The sequence below is a fragment of the Phycicoccus jejuensis genome, from assembly GCF_044797865.1.
Classification (GTDB): domain Bacteria; phylum Actinomycetota; class Actinomycetes; order Actinomycetales; family Dermatophilaceae; genus Phycicoccus; species Phycicoccus jejuensis.
Genome location: NZ_CP085209.1, coordinates 140,219 through 157,785 on the forward strand (window position 1 = coordinate 140,219; position 17,567 = coordinate 157,785).

The following is a 17,567-nucleotide window of genomic DNA, read 5'->3' on the forward strand; positions in this document are numbered from 1 at the left end:
CCGTCCCGAGGCACCCACCCGAGGGTGGAGGCATGACGACGACGGCGCCGCTCCCGACCACCGCCCCCACGACCGCGTCGGTCCGCGACCTCATCGCGGAGCTCGCCTCGACCGAGGACGCGCTGCGCGGCCGGGCCGGCCACGGCCTCTCGGAGCGCGACCTGCGCGTCGTCCGGCGGCAGGCGGCGGTCGTCCGCGAGCTGCGTCGCCGGCGCTCCCGCCTGCACTGACGCCGGCCGGCTCCTTCGACGGCGGCCGGCGGCCGGTGCCACCGAGCCGCCCGACGGGCCTGCGCGCGACCGACACTCGGAGCATGCAGGCACGGGTCGAGGCTCCCCCGCTGACGGGCCCGCGGACGATGCGCCAGCAGTGGCGCGACATCACGTTCGTCCACTGGGCGGTGGAGCCCGAGCGCGTCGCCCCGCTCCTGCCGGCCGGTGCCCGCCCCGACGTCCTCGACGGCGTGACGTACGTCGGGCTCATCCCCTTCCGGATGCACCGGGCCGGCTTCGGCCGCGGGCCGGCGGTGCCGTGGCTCGGCGACTTCCTCGAGACCAACGTCCGCTTCTACTCCGTCGACGACGAGGGTCGGCACGGCGTGGTCTTCGGGTCGCTGGAGTGCGAGCGCACCCTCGTCGCCGTCGGCGCCCGCGTCGTCTTCGGTACGCCGTACACGTGGGCCCGGATGCGGATGGAGCGCTCCGGCGACGAGGTCCACTACACCTCGACGCGGCGGCTGCCCGGCCCACGCGGCGCCCGCTCGACGATGCGGGTCCGCGTCGGCGAGGAGCTGCCCGAGCCGGACCCGGTGTCCGAGTTCGTCACCGCACGCTTCGGCCTGCACACGCGCGTCGCCGGGCGGACGGCGTGGGTCCCCAACGAGCACCCGCCGTGGCCGCTGCGCCGGGCCGAGCTGCTCGACCTCGACGACGAGCTGCTCGGGGCCGCCGGGTTCGCCGACCTCGCCGCGCGCCCGCCCGACAGCGTCCTGCACTCGGCCGGCACACGGACCGCGTTCGGGATGCCCCGCCGGCTGCGGACCACCGGGTGGTGACCCCGCTCGTCGCCCTCGCCGCGGTGGCCGCGTGGCACGCGGCGTTCCAGCTGGCCGTCAGCACGCTCGCCTACCCGACCCTCCTCGAGCAGCCGGCCGACCGCTTCGCCGCCGCCCACGACCGGCACTCGCGCCGGGTCCTCGTCCTCGTCGTCCCGACGTACGCCGCGGTGCTCGGCGCCGTCGCGTGGGTCGTCGCCGCCGGGCCGCGCACCCCCGCGGTCCTGCTGGCGGTCGCCCTCCAGGGGGTCGTGCTCCTCCTCACCGCGCTCCTCGCCGCCCCCACCCACGGGGCGCTCGGGCGCGAGGGGCGCACCCCGGCGCTCGCCCGGCGGCTGCGCGCCGTCGACGCCGCGCGCTCCGTGACGGCGCTCGCCGGGCTCGTGGCCGCCGTCGCCGCCCTCGCCTGACCCGCGACCCTCCTCCCCTCTCCTTCCGGAGTCGAGGGCGCAAGTGGCTGCCCCAGCGACCGCTTCCGCACTCGACCCCAGGTCTGCGCGGACCCGTCCGGGGTCGAGGGCGCACGTGGCTGCCCCGGCGACCGCTTCCGCACTCGACCCCGGATGGGCCGGGCTGTCGAAGGTCCGGAACAGCGGCCCCGACGCGGGTGTTGGCCCGGACATGCGCATCCTCACGATCGGCGGCCACGGCAAGGTCGCCCGCCACCTGACCCCCCTCCTCGCCGAGCGCTCCCACGAGGTCACCGCGGTGATCCGCAACCCCGAGCACACGGCCGACGTCGAGGCCGACGGCGCCACCGCGAAGGTCGCCGACGTGCAGTCGATGTCGACCCCCGAGCTCGCCGACCTCGTCCGCGGCTTCGACGCCGTCGTCTGGTCCGCCGGCGCCGGTGGCGGTGACCCCGAGCGCACCTACGCCGTCGACCGCGACGCCGCCATCCGCACGATGGACGCCGCCCTCGAGGCCGGCGTCGAGCGCTACGTCATGGTGTCGTACTACGGCGCCGGGCCGGACCACGGTGTGCCGGAGGACGACGCCTTCTTCGCCTACGCGGACGCCAAGACCGCGGCCGACGAGCACCTGCAGGCCTCGGGTCTCGCGTGGACCCTCGTCCGCCCCAGCGCCCTGACCGACGACCCGTCGACCGGCCGCATCGAGACCTCGCGCACCGGTGCGGGCAAGGGGTCGGTGCCGCGCGCCGACGTCGCCCTCGTCATCGCCGAGGTCCTCGCGCGCCCGGGCACGGCGCACGCGGTCGTCGAGTTCAACACCGGCGACACCCCGGTCGCCGACGAGCTCGACGCCGTCAGCCGCTGACGAGCGCGGCGCGGACGGCGGCCCGCAGGTCGCCGTCCGCCGCGGTCACGGCCTCGCGCATCCGCGTGTAGCCCCCGCCACCGCGTGCGAGCCGTTCGACGCCCGCGAGCTCGCCGACGCAGCCGAGCCGACGCGCCACCGGCTGCAGCCGCTCGAGGAGCTCGAGCACGTCGTCGACGACCGGCACCTCGCGGCTGTCCGCATCGACGATGACGATGGCCTCGAGCCCGTACCGCGCTGCGCGCCACTTGTTCTCCTGCACGTGCCAGGGTGGCAGCGGCGCCGGCAGCCGACCGACGTCGAGCTGGTCCTCGAGGTGCACGACGAGGCAGTGCACGAGCGCCGCGATCGCCGTGACGTCGGCGGGGCTCGACAGCCCGTCGCACGCCCGCACCTCGATGGTGCCGAGGCCGAGCGAGGGCCGGATGTCCCAGCGCAGCTCGCTGACGTCGTCGACGACCCCCGTCGTGAACACGTCGTGGAGGTAGGTCCGGTACTGCGCCCAGGACTCGAACTGGAAGGGCAGGCCGGCGGTCGGCAGCTGCTGGAAGAGCATCGTGCGGTTGCTCGCGTACCCGGTGTCGACGCCGCCGGTGAACGGTGACGACGCCGAGAGCGCCGTGAGGTGCGGGTGGTAGGTGAGCAGCGCGTTGACGAGCGGCCACACCTTGGCCGCCGACGTGATGCCGACGTGGACGTGCACGCCGTAGATGACCATCTGCCGGCCCCACCACTGGGTGCGGTCGATGAGCGTCGCGTAGCGCTCGCCGGAGGAGACCTCCTGGTCCTCCCACCTGCTGAAGGGGTGCGCGCCGCCGCCGAACAGCGCGAGGCCGCGCTCGTCGGCCGCCCGACGGACCTGGTCGAGCCCGTGCTGCAGGTCCTCCGCCGCCGCGGCCGCGTTGTCGCAGATGCCGGTGACGATCTCGAGGGTGTTGGTCAGCAGCTCGTTCGTGACGGACGAGCGTCCGGCGGAGGCCGACCCGCTGCGCGACCCGCCGTCGTCGAGGGCCGCGATGAGCTCGGGGGCGCGCGAGACGAGGTCGAGGGTGTCGGGGTCGACGAGGCCGAGCTCCCACTCGACACCGAGGGTGCGGCCCGCGGACGGGTGGAACGTGCGGTCGGGGCTCATCGGGGGGTCCCTCCGGTGGTCGAGCACTGGTGCCCGAGCCTACGGGGCGGGGCGCCGGGGTCGCCCGGTGACCTGCGCCGACGTCAGCGTCCGAGCTCCTCGAGGGTCCCCCGCAGCGAGCGCAGCTGCCACGCGGTGTCGGCGTCCTCGGCAGGCGCGGCCGCGAGGTCGACGACGTACGCGGCGACGTCGGCGAGGGCCCAGCGGCGCTCGCGCCTGCACATCCGGGCGGGGGACGGTGTGCGGCCGGTGAGGTCGGCGTAGAGGGCGGCGACGTCGAGGTCGGTGCGGGCCGCGACGAGCCAGAGGTCGCGCTCGGGCTCGGCGCGGCGCGCGGTGTCCCAGTCGACGAGCACGGGGCCGTCGGCGGTGAGGACGACGTTGCCCGGGTGCGGTTCGCCGTGGGTCAGGACGGTGGCGCCGGGGAGGTCCGCGGCGTCCTCGCGCAGCGCCTCGCGCACGGCGGCGGTGTGCGGGCGCAACAACCCGGTGACGACCCCGGCCAACGGCCCTCCGGCGAGCGGCTCGTCGCGCTCGCAGCGGTCGAGAGCCGCCACGAGCCCGTCGACCCCGGGCAGGGCGGGGTCCTCGGGCCGGGCCGGGGTGCTCGGGGCGTCGAGCGCGTGGAGGTCGGCGAGCAGGCGCACGACCGCCTCGGCGCCCGCGTCGGGCCACCGGTCGGAGAAGCCCCCGGCGGCGCCGTCGAGCCAGGGCTGCACCGACACCGACCACGGCCCGTGACGGTGCAGCAGCGCCCCGTCGGCCGCCGCGACCGGGCCGTGCGCGCCCGCGACGCCGTGGGCGCGGGCCGCCGCGGGCACCGCGTATGCGGCCGCCAGCGCCTCGACGGTCCCGTCGTCGGGGGTCGCGTCTGCGGTGACGAACCAGCGCCGTCCCCCGGCCGCCGTCGCCGCCCAGTGGTGGCTGCCGTAGCCGACCGGGAGGTGGGTCAGCGACAGGGTCGTCGCGTCCCAGCCCCGCCGCACGACGTCGAGGACGTCGGCGTCCGGCAGGTCACGCGGCGGGGACTGCACGGGTCAGTACTCGACGGGGTCGCGCACGAGCGGGCAGGTCATGCAGTGGCCGCCGCCGCGGCCCCGGCCGAGCTCGGACCCGACGATCTCGACGACCTCGATGCCGGCGTCGCGCAGCAGGGCGTTGGTCGTCGTGTTCCGGTCGTAGGTGAAGACGACGCCCGGCTCGACGGCGACGGCGTTGTTGCCGCTGTCCCACTGCTGGCGCTCGGAGGCGTACACGTCGCCGCCGGTCTCGATGACGCGCAGGCCGTCGAGGTCGAGCGCCTCGGCGACGACCTTGGTGAACGTGCCCTCGCCGCGGTCCTCGACCTCCACGCCGGGGTCGGTGTCGGAGGGATGGAGGATGAAGGTGTGCGCCCCGTCCATGACGTTCGGGTAGAGGGTGACGACGTCGCGGTCGGCGAAGGTGAAGACGGTGTCGAGGTGCATGGCGGCGCGCAGCTGCGGCAGGCCGGCGACGACGACCTTCTCGGCCGCGCCCTGGGCGAAGAGGGAGGCCGCCACCTGGGTGATCGCCTGGCGCGAGGTGCGCTCGCTCATCCCGACGAGGACGACGCCGTTGCCGACCGGCATGACGTCGCCGCCCTCGAGGGTCGCCTCGCCCCAGTCGGTCTCGGGGTCGCCCCACCACACGGTCGCGCCGGCGAAGTCGGGGTGGAAGCGGTAGATCGCCTTGTAGATGATCGTCTCGTTCTGGCGCGCCGGCCAGTAGAGCGGGTTGAGCGTCAGCCCGCCGTACACCCAGCACGTCGTGTCGCGCGTGTAGAGGGTGTTGGGCAGCGGCGGCAGCAGGTACTCGCGCGCGCCGGTCTGCTCGCGCGCGAGCATGACGAACGGGGTGCGGAAGTCGTCGGGGAGGTCGGGGATCGCGAGCCCGCCGATGAGGAACTCCGCCAGCCGCGCCGGCTCGAGCGTCTCGAGGAAGGCCCGCGTGGACTCGACGAGCCCGAGACCGACGTGGTTCGGGACGATCTTGCGGTCGAGCAGCCAGTCGCGCGCCCCGGGGATGGCCATCGTCTCGGCGAGGACGTCGTGGAGCTCGACCACCTCGACCCCGAGGCCGCGCAGCTTCTGGACGAAGTCGGCGTGGTCGCGCTCGGCCTGCCCGACCCACATGACGTCGTCGAAGAGCAGGTCGGCGCTGTTGGTCGGGGTGAGCCGCCGGTGCGCGAGGCCCGGCCGGCAGACGAGGACCTTGCGCAGGCGCCCGACCTCGGAGTGCACCCCCAGCGTGCTGGCGTCGGTCATCGTGCTCCTCGCGGGTGGTGGACGGGCGGCCCGGCCGCGTCGTCGAGCCCGCGGACCGGACCTCGATCCCACCACACCGCCCGGTCCGCCGACCAGTGCGGGACTCAGACGGGCGCGGCGACCTCGGCGTCCGCGGGGGCCGGCGCGACCCGGGGCGGCGGGGCGACGACGACGGCGACGACGGTCGTCGCGGGGATGGCGAGCACCAGGCCGACGGCGCTGGCCAGCGTGCGGACGACCTCGGCCGTGATGTCCTCGGAGAGGAACAGCTTGTCGGCGCCCTGGCCGGAGAGCGCGATGAGCAGCAGGATCGGCAGCGCGGCTCCGGCGTAGGCGAACACGATGGTGTAGACGGTCGAGGCGAGGTGGTCGCGACCGATGCGCATCGCGGAGGCGAACAGCGCCCGGCGGCTGCGCCGGGGGTCGGCGGCGCGCAGCTCCCAGACGGCCGAGGTCTGGCTGATCGTCACGTCGTTGAGCACGCCGAACGCCGCGATGAGGACGCCGCACGCGACGAGGTCGTGCAGCCTCACGTCGGTCGCGAGCGCCTGCAGCAGACCGCTGTTCTCGTCGCCGACGCCGGTCAGCCGGGCGGCGTCGGAGCCGAGGACGCCCGCGACCGCGGTCAGCCCGAGACCGAGCACGGTCCCGAGCAGCGCGGTCGACGTGCGCAGGCTCAGGCCGTGCGTCAGGTAGAGGACGACGAGCATCGTCGCCCCGGAGGCGGTGAGCCCCACCGCGACCGGGTTCGCCTCGTCGAGCAGCGCCGGGGCCACGAAGAACAGGAGGATCGCCCCGCCGACCCCGAGGCTGACCAGCGCGGCGAGCCCCCGCCAGCGCGCGACGAGCAGCACGAGGACGACGAAGACGGCGGCGAGGACGAGCAGCGGCGGCTGGCGCTCGACCCCGGCGTACGAGTACGCGCTGTCGAGGATCGCCCCCTGCTCCTGCGCCGAGTCGAGCGCGGCGTCCGGCAGCTTCAGCAGCGTCACCGTGTCGCCGGCGCGCAGCCCGGAGCGGCTGACCTCCGGCTGGATGCGCACCGTCTGCTCCGAGCCGTCGTCGAGTCGCACCGTCAGCTGCCCGCAGTCGGGGTCGCCGACCGGTACGTCGTCCGTCGAGTCGGGGGCGACGGCGGGGCAGGGGGCGGTCAGCGAGACGACGCTGCCCTGCGGGAAGGTCGCCCCCTGTACCGCGTAGTCGAGCTGCGGGTTCGTGGGCAGCTCGCCGCGCGGCCAGAGGGCGACGAGGCCGTACGCGGTCGCGGCGGCCGTGAGCAGGACGAGGGCGACGACGACGACCCGCGTCACGAGGGGCGTCGGCGGCAGGCGGTGGGTCGCGTCGTCGGGCAGCGCGCCGTGGGCCGCGGCGTCCGGCAGCGCGTGGTGGTGGCCCACCGACGGGTCAGCGCTCGCCGCGGGTGGCGGTGCGCAGCATCGGGGGCTGGATGTCGGTCGCGGCGCCCCGGCGGTAGAGCAGGGCCGGCCGGCCGCCCGCGGCCGAGACGCCGTGGGCCTCGGTGGGGACGACGAAGCCGTCGGTGCCGAGGACCTTGCGACGGAAGTTGCCGAGGTCCGGGGGCGCGCCCCACACCGCGGTGTAGACGCGGCGCAGCTCGGGCAGCGTGAACGGCTCGGCCACGAACTCCCGTGCGAGGGTGGTGTACTCGAGCTTGGAGCGGACGCGCTCGCGGGCGTCGTGGAGGATCTCGGCGTGGTCGAACGCGAGGGTCGGGGCGTCCGGCCCGCCGTCGAGCACGTCGTCGACCGACCACCAGCGGGCGTTCGCGGCGTCCGAGCCGGGGCTCGGCGCGGGCAGGTCGGGGGCGAAGGCCACGTGGGCGACGGACACCACGCGCATCCGCGGGTCGCGGTCGGGCGCGGAGTAGGTGCGCAGCTGCTCGAGGTGCCCCTCGAAGCGCTCGACGCCGGTCTCCTCCCGCAGCTCGCGCCATGCGGCGGTCTCGGCGTCCTCGTCGGCCTCGACGAACCCGCCGGGCAGCGCCCATGACCCCGCGAACGGCTCGGAGCCACGCTCGACGAGCAGCACCGAGAACACGCCGTCGCGGATGGTGAAGACGCCGAGGTCGACGGTGACGGCGAACGGCGGGTGCTCGCTCACGGGGCCACCTCCGCGCCGGCCGCGGCCATCTCGGCCAGGGCCCGCTCGCTCGTCGCGGGGGCGACGCCGGCGTGCATCCCCGGCAGCAGCCGCACCGAGAACCCCTCCCGACGCGCGTCGAGGACGGTCGCCCGCACGCAGTGGTCGGTGGCGATGCCGGTGACGTCGAGGTGCGTGACGCCGAGGTCGCGCAGCAGCGCGGCGAGGGGACGGCCGTCCTCGGTGGTGCCCTCGAACGCGCTGTAGGCGGCGCTCCCCCGGCCCTTGCGGACGTGGTGGGTCACGGCGGAGGTGTCGAACCCGTCGGCGTAGGCGGCCCCCGGGCCGCCCGAGACGCAGTGGGCCGGCCACGTCGTCACGAAGTCCGGCTCGGTGCCCGGCTGCGCGAAGTGCCCGCCGTTGGTGCCGTGCGGCTCGTGCCAGTCGCGGGAGGCGACGACGGCGGCGTAGTCGTCTCCGTGCGCGGCGAGGTGCGCGGTGATGCGGCGGGCGACCTCGTGGCCCCCCTCGACGCCGAGGGACCCGCCCTCCACGAAGTCGGTCTGGACGTCGACGACGACGAGCGCGTCAGCCATCGGTCTCCCCTTCCTGCTCGACGGTGAGGTACGGGCGGCCGGCGGCCACCGACCGGGCCTGCGGGGGCAGCGTGGCCAGCGCCGCGGCGCAGTGCTCGCGGACGGTGTCGAGGTCGGGGACCCCCACCGGGCGCCCGCCGCGCAGGACGGGCACCTGGACGCGGGTGGCGCCGGGCTCCTCGTGGTCGTCGGTGCGGTACCACTCGCGCCGCAGCACCCCGTGCTCGTCGTGGCGGCGCCAGGCGGTCTTGCCGCCGCCGACGGAGATCTTGTCGTGGCTCTTCTTCGCGACCGGTCGCAGCGCCCCACCGGGTTCGGACGCCACGGCGACGAGCTTGTAGACCAGGCTCGCGGTCGGGTGGCCGGAGCCGGTGACCACGCGCGTGCCCACGCCGTAGCCGTCGATCGGCGCGTCGGCGAGAGCGGTGAGGACGAACTCGTCGAGGTCGCTCGTCGCGATGATGCGGGTGTCGCGGGCCCCGAGGTCGTCGAGGAGCGCGCGCGCCGCCGCCGAGGTCTCGGCGAGGTCGCCGGAGTCGATGCGCACCGCCCCGAGCCCCGTCCCCGCGACCTCGATCGCGGTGCGGATGCCCTGCTCGACGTCGTAGGTGTCGACGAGCAGCGTCGTGCCGACGCCCTGGACGGCGACCTGGCTCGCGAAGGCCCCGGCCTCGGTGGCGTGCGCCAGGGTGAACGCGTGGGCCGCCGTCCCGACGGTCGGCACACCGTGCCGGTGGCCGGCGGCGAGGTTGCTCGTCGCGGCGAACCCCGCGAGGTACGCGGCCCGGGCCGCGGCCGCGGCGGCCTCCTCGTGGGTCCGGCGGCTGCCCATCTCGACGAGGGGCCGGCCCTGCGCCGCGAGGACCATCCGGGCGGCCGCGCTCGCGACGGCGGTGTCGTGGTTGAGGACGCTGAGCACGAGGGTCTCGAGCATCACGCACTCGCCGAGCGTGCCGCGGACGCTGAGCACCGGGCTGCCCGGGAAGTAGAGGTCGCCCTCGGGGTAGGCGTCGACGTCGCCGGTGAAGCGGAAGTCGCGCAGCCAGGCGGCGGTCGCGTCGTCGACGACCCCGGCGGCCTCGAGCCAGGCGACCTCCGCGGCGTCGAAGCGGAAGTCCTCGACCAGCGCGGCCAGCCGGCCGAGGCCCGCGACGACGCCGTAGCGGCGCCCCTCGGGCAGGCGTCGGGCGAACGCCTCGAACACCGCGGGATGGTCGACGCTGCCGTCGCGGACGAACGCCGTGAGCATCGTCAGCTCGTAGCGGTCGGTCAGCAGGCCGGGGCCGTGGGTCACCGGAGCCTCCTCGGGAAGTCACCGTGACCATAACCGGCGGCGAGCGACCGCGACCAGCGCAGCGCCGACCCGGCACGTGCGGGCTTTCCGCGACCCCCTCGCCTCCCGCACCCCGACAACCCCGCACGTGCCGGGTTTCCGCGGTCCCGTCCTCTTCCGCACCCGACAATCCCGCACGTGCGGGCTTTCCGCGACCGCGTCCCCTCCCGCACCCCGACAACCCCGCACGTGCCGGGTTTCCGCGGCCCCGTCCCCTCCCGGACCACCACGACCCCGCACGTGCCGGGTTTCCGCTCCGGGTCGGGTCAGGGTCGCCCCCGACAGACGCCCGACGGCGCGGGGGCCACGCTCGAGCCATGACCACGACCGCAGCGCGCGACACCCTCCCCGTCGAGGGGCCCGCCGCCGCATCCCGCTCGTCCGTGGCGCGGGGCGGCGTCCTCGCCGGGACCGACCGGGCGACGCCGACGGGCCTCGCGGTGCTCGGCCCCGTCGTGGCCGCGACCGCCCTCACCGTGCCGGCCCTGGTGGCCGCCGGACGGGTCGGGACCGCGACGGTCGACGTCGCCGCGTCCTTCGTCCTCGTGGCCGGCCTGCAGGCCCTGGCCGCGCGCGCTGCGTGGCGGCGCACCCGGGCCGCCGCACGACCCGCCGCGCGCGCCGCACTGCTCGGCCGGCTCGGCTACGCCCTGGTGCTGGCCGCCACGGCCGTGGGGCTGCTCGGCCCCCAGGACCTCGCGGCAGCCCGACCGGCCTGGGCGGCGGGCGCCGGGGTGCTCGGGATCGGCCTGTTGGCGCAGGCGGTCGCGCTGTCGCGCAGCCGGATCGGCCATCCGGCCACGAGATGGGTCGCGGGATGCGCCGGCGTGGCGGCCGTCGCCCTGGCGCTCGTGCCCGGAGTCGTCCCGACCGTGCCGCTCCTGTGGTGCGTCGTCGTCGGGGACCTGGCCGCCGCGGCCGCGCACACGCTCCCTGGTCGCGGCCGGCGCCACCGGCTCTGACGAGGCGCGCCGCGCGGGCATCGCCCTGTCCCGCGGGCATACTCGCCCCGTGGTCGACGTCGCAGCCCCCGCCCCGTCCCGAGCGGCCCGCGCCGCCTTCGGCCTCAACGCCGGTGTCGCGTGGCTGGGGCTCGTGCTCACGCTCGTGATCTCCGGCGCCGGCGGGTACGCCGAGTCGGTACCGCCGCGCGGCCTCTACGGCCTGCACCCCGACGGGGCGGCGGGCATGGTCTCGCGGCTGGCCGACACCCTCAGCTACTTCACCATCTGGTCCAACGTCGTCGTCGCGGTGTCGGCGACCCTGCTCGTCCTGCGCCCCACCCGGACGGGCCTCCTGGAGAGGGTGATCCGGCTCGATGCGCTGTTGATGATCACCGTCACGGCCATCGTCTACCAGGTGCTCCTCGCCCCCACCGCCGACTTCGTCGGCTGGTCGCGGCTGACCGACCCGATCCTCCACGTCGTGACGCCGGCGCTGACCGTCCTCGTCTGGATCGTCGCCGGCCCGCGGGGCTGGGTGACCGGCCGGCTCGTCCCCTTCGCCCTCGTCGTGCCCCTCGCGTGGGTCGCGTGGATGCTCGGGCGCGGGGCGGTCGTCGGCGCCTACCCGTACGACTTCACCAACGTCGTCGCCCTCGGCTACGGCTCGGTGGCGACGACACTCGTCCTCATCCTCGTCTTCGGGCTCGTCGTGGCGAGCGTGCTCTGGGGTGTCGACGCCCTGCTGACCCGACGCTCCCGCCGGCGCGGCTGACGGGGGCTCAGCCGGCGGGCGTCTCCGCGGCGGCGCGCAGCCGGGCGAGGCCGCGCTCCATGTCGGGGCCGACGAGCGAGTCCATCGACTTCACGAGCGAGAACACGCGCATGACCGGGGAGAGCTCGCCGCGCATCCGCCACTCGACCCCTGTCCCGCCGGTGGCCTGCGGGGTGAGCACGAACTCGACGCGCGAGCGCGACGGGAAGGGCTTCTCGAACGCGAGGTCGACGTCGACCTGCTCGGGGGTGGAGCCGACGATCTCCATCGTGCCGCGGCCCGCCTTGCGGTTGCCGTCCCAGGCGTAGCGGGCGCCGGGACCGCGCTCGGCGCCGGAGTACGTGCGGCGCATCGCCGGGTCGAGCTCCTCCCACGGCGACCACCGCGGCCAGGCGTGGAAGTCCTCGAGCAGCGCGTGGACGGCCGCCGGCGGCGCGCTCGTCGTGGTCGAGCGGGTGACGACGTACGGGGTGCCCATGCGGGCCAGTGTGTCGGTCGACGGGCGACACGTCGAGACCCGGCCGCGGGTCGGCGTGAGCGGACGGGAGTCGACGCTTTCGTCGACTCCTGCACGCCTGCCGGCCGCACCCGTGTGCACGAGTCGACACATCCGTCAGCTCGTCCACGTCCACGTCCACGTCCACGAGGCCGACGGTGTACAGAAACTGACACATTCGTCAGTTGGTGGACGGGCCTGCCGGCCGAGGAAATCGACGAACGGTCGGACGGCCCGCGTCGTCGCAGCCGCCCTCGCCGCCCGCGCCGAGGCCCTCGACGCGCAGGTCACCGCGCTGCGCGCCCGGGCCGACCGGCTCGCGACCCAGCGCGCGACCGGCCTGCAGGCGCTCGCCCGGGCCCGCGCGCGGGCGGAGGCGCAGGCCCGTCGCCGGGCCGCGCGCGAGGCCCGCGCCGCCCGCGACCGCGCCGCGCAGGGCGGCGCCTCGACGCCGGTGGTCGGAGCGGGAGGTGGCTCCCCGGTGAGCGCCCAGCGCACGGCCCGCTCGCTGCTCGGCGCCCACGGCTGGGGCGGCGACCAGTACGGCTGCCTCGTCGACCTGTGGAACGGTGAGTCGGGCTGGAGCTGGAGCGCGACCAACCCCTCGTCGGGCGCCTCCGGCATTCCCCAGGCCCTGCCGAGCTGGAAGATGGCGAGCGCCGGGTCGGACTGGCTGACCGACCCGACGACGCAGGTCCGCTGGGGGATGGACTACATCCAGCGGGCCTACGGCTCGCCGTGCGCGGCGTGGAACGCCTGGCAGGCCCGCTCCCCGCACTGGTACTGACTCGTGGGCGACCGACCACCCCGTGGACACCGCCCGACCGGGACGCGAGCACCCCCTTGCCCGTGCCTCCCGCGGGAGTGACCGTGGGGTGATGGTCCCCTACACGCACGGACACGCCGAGCCCGTCCTGCGCTCGCACCGGTGGCGCACGGCCGAGAACTCGGCCGCGCACCTCCTGCCGCGGCTGCGTCCGGGCCTGCGCCTGCTCGACGTCGGCTCGGGACCGGGCACCATCACCGCCGACCTCGCCGGGCTCGTGGCCCCCGGCCGGGTCACGGCGCTCGAGGCGGACGACGCCTCTCTCGCCCTCACCGCCGCGGAGCTGCGCCGGCGCGGTGTCGGGGCCGACCTCGTCGTGGGCGACGTGCACGACCTGCCCTTCCCGGACGGCTCGTTCGACGTCGTGCACGCCCACCAGGTGCTCCAGCACGTCGCCGACCCCGTGCGGGCCCTGCGCGAGATGCGACGCGTCTGCCGTCCTGACGGGGTCGTCGCCGCCCGGGACGCCGACTACGCCGCCTACGCCTGGTGGCCGCGGCTGGCGGGCATCGACCGCTGGCTCGACCTCTACCGCGACGCCGCCCGGGCCAACGGCGGTGAGCCCGACGCGGGTCGGCGCCTGCTCGGCTGGGCGCTGGAGGCGGGCTTCCCCGCGCCACGCGTGACCGCCTCGACGTGGTGCTTCGCGACCCCCGAGGACCGGGCCTGGTGGGGCGGCTCCTGGGCGGACCGGATGACGGGGTCGCGGCTGGCCGACCAGCTGCTGCGCGAGGAGCGCTGCGCCGCGGCCGAGCTCGAGGCGGTCGCGGCGGACTGGCGGGCCTGGGCCGACGCGCCGGACGGCTGGTTCACCGTCCTCCACGGCGACCTGCTGGCCTCCCCCTGACGCGCCTCGCCGCGCCAGACCTCACGCGTATCGGGTCACCCGATACGGGTGCGCTTCACCCCGGAACGGTTCTCGGGTGAAGCGCGGTCGTATCGGGTCACCCGATACGCAGGTGACTCGTGCGAGGGCCCGGGGGACGCGCGAGGGCCCGGCTCCGTGGTGGAGCCGGGCCCTCGGGCGGTCAGCGAGACGTCACTCGGGGACGTAGTCGAACTCGTCGGGGTTGGGGCCGGTGCGGCCGTCCTCGCCCTGGTCGAGCGCCGAGATGCGCGAGACCTCGTCCGGGGACAGCGAGAAGCCGAAGATCTCGAAGTTCTCGCGGATGCGCTCGGGGGTCACCGACTTCGGGAAGACGATGTCACCGCGCTCGATGTGCCAGCGCAGCGTGACCTGCGCGGGGGAGACGCCCTTGGCCTGCGCGATCTCGGTGATGACCGGGTCGCCGAGGACCTTGCCCTGCGCGATCGGCGACCACGCCTCGGTCGCGACGCCGTGCTCGGCGCCGGCCGCACGGACGGCCTCGTTCGTGAAGTACGGGTGGACCTCGACCTGGTTGACGGCCGGCACCACACCGGTCTCGGCGACGATGCGCTCGAGGTGCGCCGGCTGGAAGTTCGAGACACCGACGGAGGCGGCGCGCCCGTCCTCGACGAAGGAGGCCATCGTGCGCCACGTCGAGACGTAGTCGCCGTCGTAGAGCGTCGGGAGCGGCCAGTGGATGAGGAAGAGGTCGATCTTGTCGAGCCCGAGCTTCTCCATCGTCTCGCCGAAGGCGCGCTTCGCGTCGTCCGGGCGGTGGAAGCCGTTGTTGAGCTTGGAGGTCACGTAGATCTCGTCGCGCGGGATGCCGGAGGTGCGGATGGCCTCGCCGACCTCCGCCTCGTTGCCGTACATCTCCGCGGTGTCGATGTGGCGGTAGCCGATCTCGAGGGCGCGCGTGACGGCCTCTGCGGTGTCCGACGGCTCGATCTGGAACACCCCGAAGCCGAGCTGGGGGATGGTCGTGCCGTCGTTGAGCGTGATGCGGGGAACGGTCATGCAGGGTCCAGCGGTCAGCGGGCCGTGGGTATTCCGCTCACCGCCGGTGTGCAATCCGTGGCGCTCGGAGGCCCGGGAGGGGGTCGGACGGGTGAGGATGTCCGTCATGGACCGACGGGACGACTACGCGCTGGCCCGCGGCCGTACCTTCCTCAACCACGGCTCGTTCGGGGCCACGCCCGCGACGGTGCTCGACGCCGCCCGCGAGGTCCGGGCCGACGCCGAGGCCGACTACCCGGGCTTCTACCACCACCGGCTCTTCCCGCAGCTCGACGCCAGCCGCCGCGCCGTCTGCGCGCACCTCGGCGTGCCCGAGGACCGCGGCGTGTTCGTCCGCAACGCCACGACGGCGATGCAGACGGTGGTCGACCACCTCGACCTGCAGCCCGGCGAGCAGGTCGTCGTGACGAGCCGCGAGTACGAGGCGACGGTCGCGCTCATGGGCGTGCTGGCCGCACGCGGGGTCGACGTCGCGGTGGTGGACGGTCGGCACGAGGGGCTCGTCGAGCGGCTGCTCGAGGCCTGCGGCCCGCGGACCCGCGCGGTGGTCGTCAGCCACGTGACCTCGCCGTGGTCGCAGGTCAACGAGGTCGACCGGCTCTCCGCCGAGCTCTCGCCGCGCGGCGTCGCGACCGTCGTCGACGGTGCGCACACCGCCGGCCAGCTGACGATTCCGGTGCGGCGTCCGGGGGTCTTCGTCTGCCTGACCCTCCACAAGTGGCTGCACCTGCCCAAGGGCGCGGGCTTCCTCGTCGTGCCCGACGACGCCGCGGACGACCTGCGCCCGGTCGTCACCAGCTGGACCTCGCAGTCGGGGTCGCTGCCGGAGCGGTTCGCCTGGGGCGGCACGGACGACGTCGTGGCGCACCTCGTCGCCCCCACGGCCCTCGCCTACCACCGCGACCTGCTCGACGACGGGCTGGTCGACCACTGGGAGAAGCTGACCGGGCACGCCGAGACCCTCCTGCTCGGGCTGCCCGGCACGAGCGTCCTCGCCCCGGCGCCGCGCGCGCCCGCGATGGTCGCGGTCGGCCTCCCGCCGGTCGACCCCGAGGAGGCACTGCGCCGGATGCACGCGCGCGGCGTCGACCTCTGGTGCGCCTCCACCGACGAGGGCCCGGTGCTCCGGCTGTCGGTCGCGCCCTACACGACCCCGGAGGACGTCGACCACGGCGTCGGGGTGCTCGAGGAGGTCCTCGCCGGGATGCCGTGGCGGGCCGCCTGAGCCGCTGGTCGTCGGTAAAGCAGTTGCCGCGCCGGCTGCCTGCGGCGTTGACTGCCTGCATGACGTCCGTCCCCGGTCCCGCGTGCCGTTGAGCGACCGGTCCGTCGCGTACGAGCGCGCCGGCCGGCCCGAGGCATCGACCGTCGTGCTCCTGCACGCCGGGGTCGCCGACCGGCGGATGTGGGACCCGGTGTGGGACACCCTGACCGACGCGCTCGACGTCGTGCGGCTGGACCTGCGCGGCTTCGGCGCCTCGGACACTGCACCCGACGGCAGCGTGTGCCACCGTGACGACGTCGCGGCCCTCCTCGACGAGCTGACCGTCGGCCCGTGCCACCTCGTCGGCGCGTCGTTCGGCGCCGGAGTCGCGGCCGAGGTCGCCCTCGAGCGACCCGACCTCGTGCGCTCGCTCGTCCTCGCCCCGCCGGGCGGCAGCCTCCTCGTGACGATGACCGAGGACCTGCGGGCCTTCGTCGAGGCCGAGCGCGAGTTGCTCGCGGCCGGCGATCTGGACGGCGCCGTCGAGCTCAACGTACGAACATGGCTCGTCGGCCCCGGACGCACCGACGTCGACGTCGACCCGGCCGCGCGCCGGGCCGTCGCGGCGATGCAGCGGCGCGCCTTCGAGGTCGACGCGCTGCTCGGCGACCTCGACGTCGACGAGCCGCAGCCGCCCGCGGTCGAGCGCCTCCCGCGGCTCGAGGTGCCGGTGCTCGTCCTCGTCGGTGGGCACGACCTCGCGACGGTGCACGACGCCGCGGACCGCGTCGTCGCGGGCGCCCCCGACGTCGGTCGCGTCGACTGGCCGGACGCCGCGCACCTGCCCTCGATGGACCACCCCGCGCGCTTCGCCTGGCTGCTGCGCGAGTGGGTCACGCGCCTGGGCTAGCCGGTCACCGCCACCTCACGCGGGGGCAGCGCCGCCGAAGGCACCCCCGTCCGGACGCCGCGGACCAGCAGGTGGACGGCGAGCGAGACCTCCCACGCGAAGATCGGGAGCGCGGCCAGGGCCACGGGCCCGGTGACCCCGGCCAGCACCGCGAGGTTGACGACACCGATGAGCGGGCCACCGACGAGCCCCACCAGCGGGATCCAGCGGGCGACCATCCGCTCGCGGTGCAGGACCAGCGCGAGGACGACCGTGTTGACCGGGCAGACGAGCCCCGGCCCGACGACGAACGCCCACGCGTGCAGCCCGGTGAGGGCGGCCCGCGCATCCTCCCCGCCGCCCGGGGCGGCATCCGACCCCGGAACGGCCACGGCCGCGAGGACGGCGAGCACCCCGGCGAGGATGACGGCCGCCTCCAGCGCGCGCAGGGCGACGTAGGCCGCGGACGCCATCGGGGCCCGGTCGCGCAGGAGCCCGTGGAGGGCAAGCGCGGTTCCGACGACGGCGACGGCGAGCACGGTCTCGAGGACGGCGCCCGCGAGCACCGCGCCCCGGCCGGCGAGCTCGCGCCCGGGGTCGACGCCGCCCGGCCCGTAGAGCAGGAGGGCCCCGACGGACGTCACGTGGGTCAGGAGGAAGAGGGCGCCGGCGGTGCGGGCGCCGGGCTGAGGCGTGGTCATCGATCTCCTCGGCGTCGACGGTGTACGACGTACACCTCCGGTGCACCACGGTAGGTTTACGCCGTACACCTC

At 75.6% G+C, this 17,567-nt stretch carries 20 protein-coding genes; 10 read left to right on the forward strand and 10 right to left on the reverse strand.

Annotation, left to right across the window (positions count from 1 at the left end):
- Positions 1-32: 32 nt before the first annotated feature.
- The 4 genes from LG324_RS00650 (at position 33) to LG324_RS00665 (ending at position 2,332) form a co-directional block, all read left to right on the forward strand.
- Positions 33-230, forward strand: a complete 198-nt coding sequence (locus LG324_RS00650) for a hypothetical protein (protein WP_030526219.1) — start codon at positions 33-35, stop codon at positions 228-230.
- Positions 231-313: 83 nt separating this feature from the next.
- The gene (locus LG324_RS00655; RefSeq protein WP_404350874.1) at positions 314-1,054 is read left to right on the forward strand and encodes a YqjF family protein; all 741 of its coding nucleotides are present in this window, start codon (positions 314-316) and stop codon (positions 1,052-1,054) included.
- On the forward strand, positions 1,051-1,464 hold the full coding sequence (locus LG324_RS00660) for a hypothetical protein (protein WP_207022122.1): 414 nt from the start codon (positions 1,051-1,053) through the stop codon (positions 1,462-1,464). The genes LG324_RS00655 and LG324_RS00660 overlap by 4 nt, the downstream gene beginning before the upstream one ends.
- A 211-nt stretch (positions 1,465-1,675) precedes the next feature.
- Positions 1,676-2,332 carry an SDR family oxidoreductase gene (locus LG324_RS00665; RefSeq protein ID WP_404350876.1) on the forward strand — a complete coding sequence of 219 codons (657 nt, stop codon included), beginning with the start codon at positions 1,676-1,678 and terminating at the stop codon, positions 2,330-2,332.
- On the opposite strand, the gene LG324_RS00670 is transcribed toward LG324_RS00665, so the two are convergent.
- The 7 genes from LG324_RS00670 to LG324_RS00700 all read right to left on the reverse strand — a co-directional run bounded on the left by LG324_RS00670 (position 2,322) and on the right by LG324_RS00700 (position 9,739).
- A complete protein-coding gene (locus LG324_RS00670) occupies positions 2,322-3,464 on the reverse strand; it encodes a glutamate--cysteine ligase (protein ID WP_404350878.1) in 1,143 nt (380 codons plus the stop codon). The two genes, LG324_RS00665 and LG324_RS00670, sit on opposite strands and share 11 nt — an antisense overlap.
- Positions 3,465-3,547: 83 nt before the next feature.
- Positions 3,548-4,498 carry a phosphotransferase gene (locus LG324_RS00675; RefSeq protein WP_404350880.1) on the reverse strand — a complete coding sequence of 317 codons (951 nt, stop codon included), beginning with the start codon at positions 4,496-4,498 and terminating at the stop codon, positions 3,548-3,550.
- Between the two features lie 3 nt (positions 4,499-4,501).
- On the reverse strand, positions 4,502-5,749 hold the full coding sequence (locus LG324_RS00680; protein ID WP_404350882.1) for an arginine deiminase: 1,248 nt from the start codon (positions 5,747-5,749) through the stop codon (positions 4,502-4,504).
- A 104-nt stretch (positions 5,750-5,853) separates the two neighbouring features.
- Positions 5,854-7,146, reverse strand: coding sequence for a YibE/F family protein (locus tag LG324_RS00685; RefSeq protein WP_404350883.1), 1,293 nt, complete (start codon positions 7,144-7,146; stop codon positions 5,854-5,856).
- 7 nt (positions 7,147-7,153) lie between these two features.
- The gene (locus LG324_RS00690) at positions 7,154-7,870 is read right to left on the reverse strand and encodes an NUDIX hydrolase (protein ID WP_404350884.1); all 717 of its coding nucleotides are present in this window, start codon (positions 7,868-7,870) and stop codon (positions 7,154-7,156) included.
- Entirely contained in the window at positions 7,867-8,445 is a 579-nt protein-coding gene (locus LG324_RS00695) for an isochorismatase family protein (RefSeq protein ID WP_404350886.1), read from the reverse strand. The genes LG324_RS00690 and LG324_RS00695 overlap by 4 nt, the downstream gene beginning before the upstream one ends.
- Positions 8,438-9,739 (reverse strand): nicotinate phosphoribosyltransferase, encoded by a 1,302-nt coding sequence (locus tag LG324_RS00700; protein ID WP_404350888.1) that lies wholly within the window; start codon positions 9,737-9,739, stop codon positions 8,438-8,440. The genes LG324_RS00695 and LG324_RS00700 overlap by 8 nt, the downstream gene beginning before the upstream one ends.
- 356 nt (positions 9,740-10,095) lie before the next feature.
- On the opposite strand from LG324_RS00700, the gene LG324_RS00705 reads away from it, so the two are divergent.
- The gene (locus LG324_RS00705) at positions 10,096-10,740 is read left to right on the forward strand and encodes a hypothetical protein (RefSeq protein ID WP_404350890.1); all 645 of its coding nucleotides are present in this window, start codon (positions 10,096-10,098) and stop codon (positions 10,738-10,740) included.
- A gap of 49 nt (positions 10,741-10,789) precedes the next feature.
- Positions 10,790-11,494, forward strand: coding sequence for a Pr6Pr family membrane protein (locus LG324_RS00710; protein WP_404350892.1), 705 nt, complete (start codon positions 10,790-10,792; stop codon positions 11,492-11,494).
- A gap of 7 nt (positions 11,495-11,501) precedes the next feature.
- On the opposite strand, the gene LG324_RS00715 is transcribed toward LG324_RS00710, so the two are convergent.
- On the reverse strand, positions 11,502-11,972 hold the full coding sequence (locus LG324_RS00715) for an SRPBCC family protein (protein ID WP_404350893.1): 471 nt from the start codon (positions 11,970-11,972) through the stop codon (positions 11,502-11,504).
- A gap of 112 nt (positions 11,973-12,084) precedes the next feature.
- Here LG324_RS00715 and LG324_RS00720 point away from each other — a divergent pair, with 112 nt between their 5' ends.
- Together LG324_RS00720 and LG324_RS00725 are read left to right on the forward strand one after the other, a co-directional pair.
- Positions 12,085-12,777: a hypothetical protein gene (locus tag LG324_RS00720; RefSeq protein WP_404350895.1), complete on the forward strand. Its 693-nt coding sequence runs from the start codon at positions 12,085-12,087 to the stop codon at positions 12,775-12,777.
- Between the two features lie 91 nt (positions 12,778-12,868).
- Positions 12,869-13,663, forward strand: coding sequence for a class I SAM-dependent methyltransferase (locus LG324_RS00725; RefSeq protein ID WP_404350897.1), 795 nt, complete (start codon positions 12,869-12,871; stop codon positions 13,661-13,663).
- A 192-nt stretch (positions 13,664-13,855) separates the two neighbouring features.
- Here LG324_RS00725 and LG324_RS00730 read toward each other — a convergent pair whose 3' ends face one another.
- A complete protein-coding gene (locus tag LG324_RS00730) occupies positions 13,856-14,701 on the reverse strand; it encodes an aldo/keto reductase (protein WP_404350899.1) in 846 nt (281 codons plus the stop codon).
- A gap of 106 nt (positions 14,702-14,807) precedes the next feature.
- Here LG324_RS00730 and LG324_RS00735 point away from each other — a divergent pair, with 106 nt between their 5' ends.
- Together LG324_RS00735 and LG324_RS00740 are read left to right on the forward strand one after the other, a co-directional pair.
- Positions 14,808-15,926 (forward strand): aminotransferase class V-fold PLP-dependent enzyme, encoded by a 1,119-nt coding sequence (locus LG324_RS00735; protein WP_404350901.1) that lies wholly within the window; start codon positions 14,808-14,810, stop codon positions 15,924-15,926.
- An 88-nt stretch (positions 15,927-16,014) separates the two neighbouring features.
- Entirely contained in the window at positions 16,015-16,815 is an 801-nt protein-coding gene (locus LG324_RS00740) for an alpha/beta fold hydrolase (RefSeq protein ID WP_404350903.1), read from the forward strand.
- On the opposite strand, the gene LG324_RS00745 is transcribed toward LG324_RS00740, so the two are convergent.
- On the reverse strand, positions 16,812-17,495 hold the full coding sequence (locus LG324_RS00745; RefSeq protein ID WP_404350904.1) for a DUF4386 domain-containing protein: 684 nt from the start codon (positions 17,493-17,495) through the stop codon (positions 16,812-16,814). The two genes, LG324_RS00740 and LG324_RS00745, sit on opposite strands and share 4 nt — an antisense overlap.
- Between the last annotated feature and the right edge of the window lie 72 nt (positions 17,496-17,567).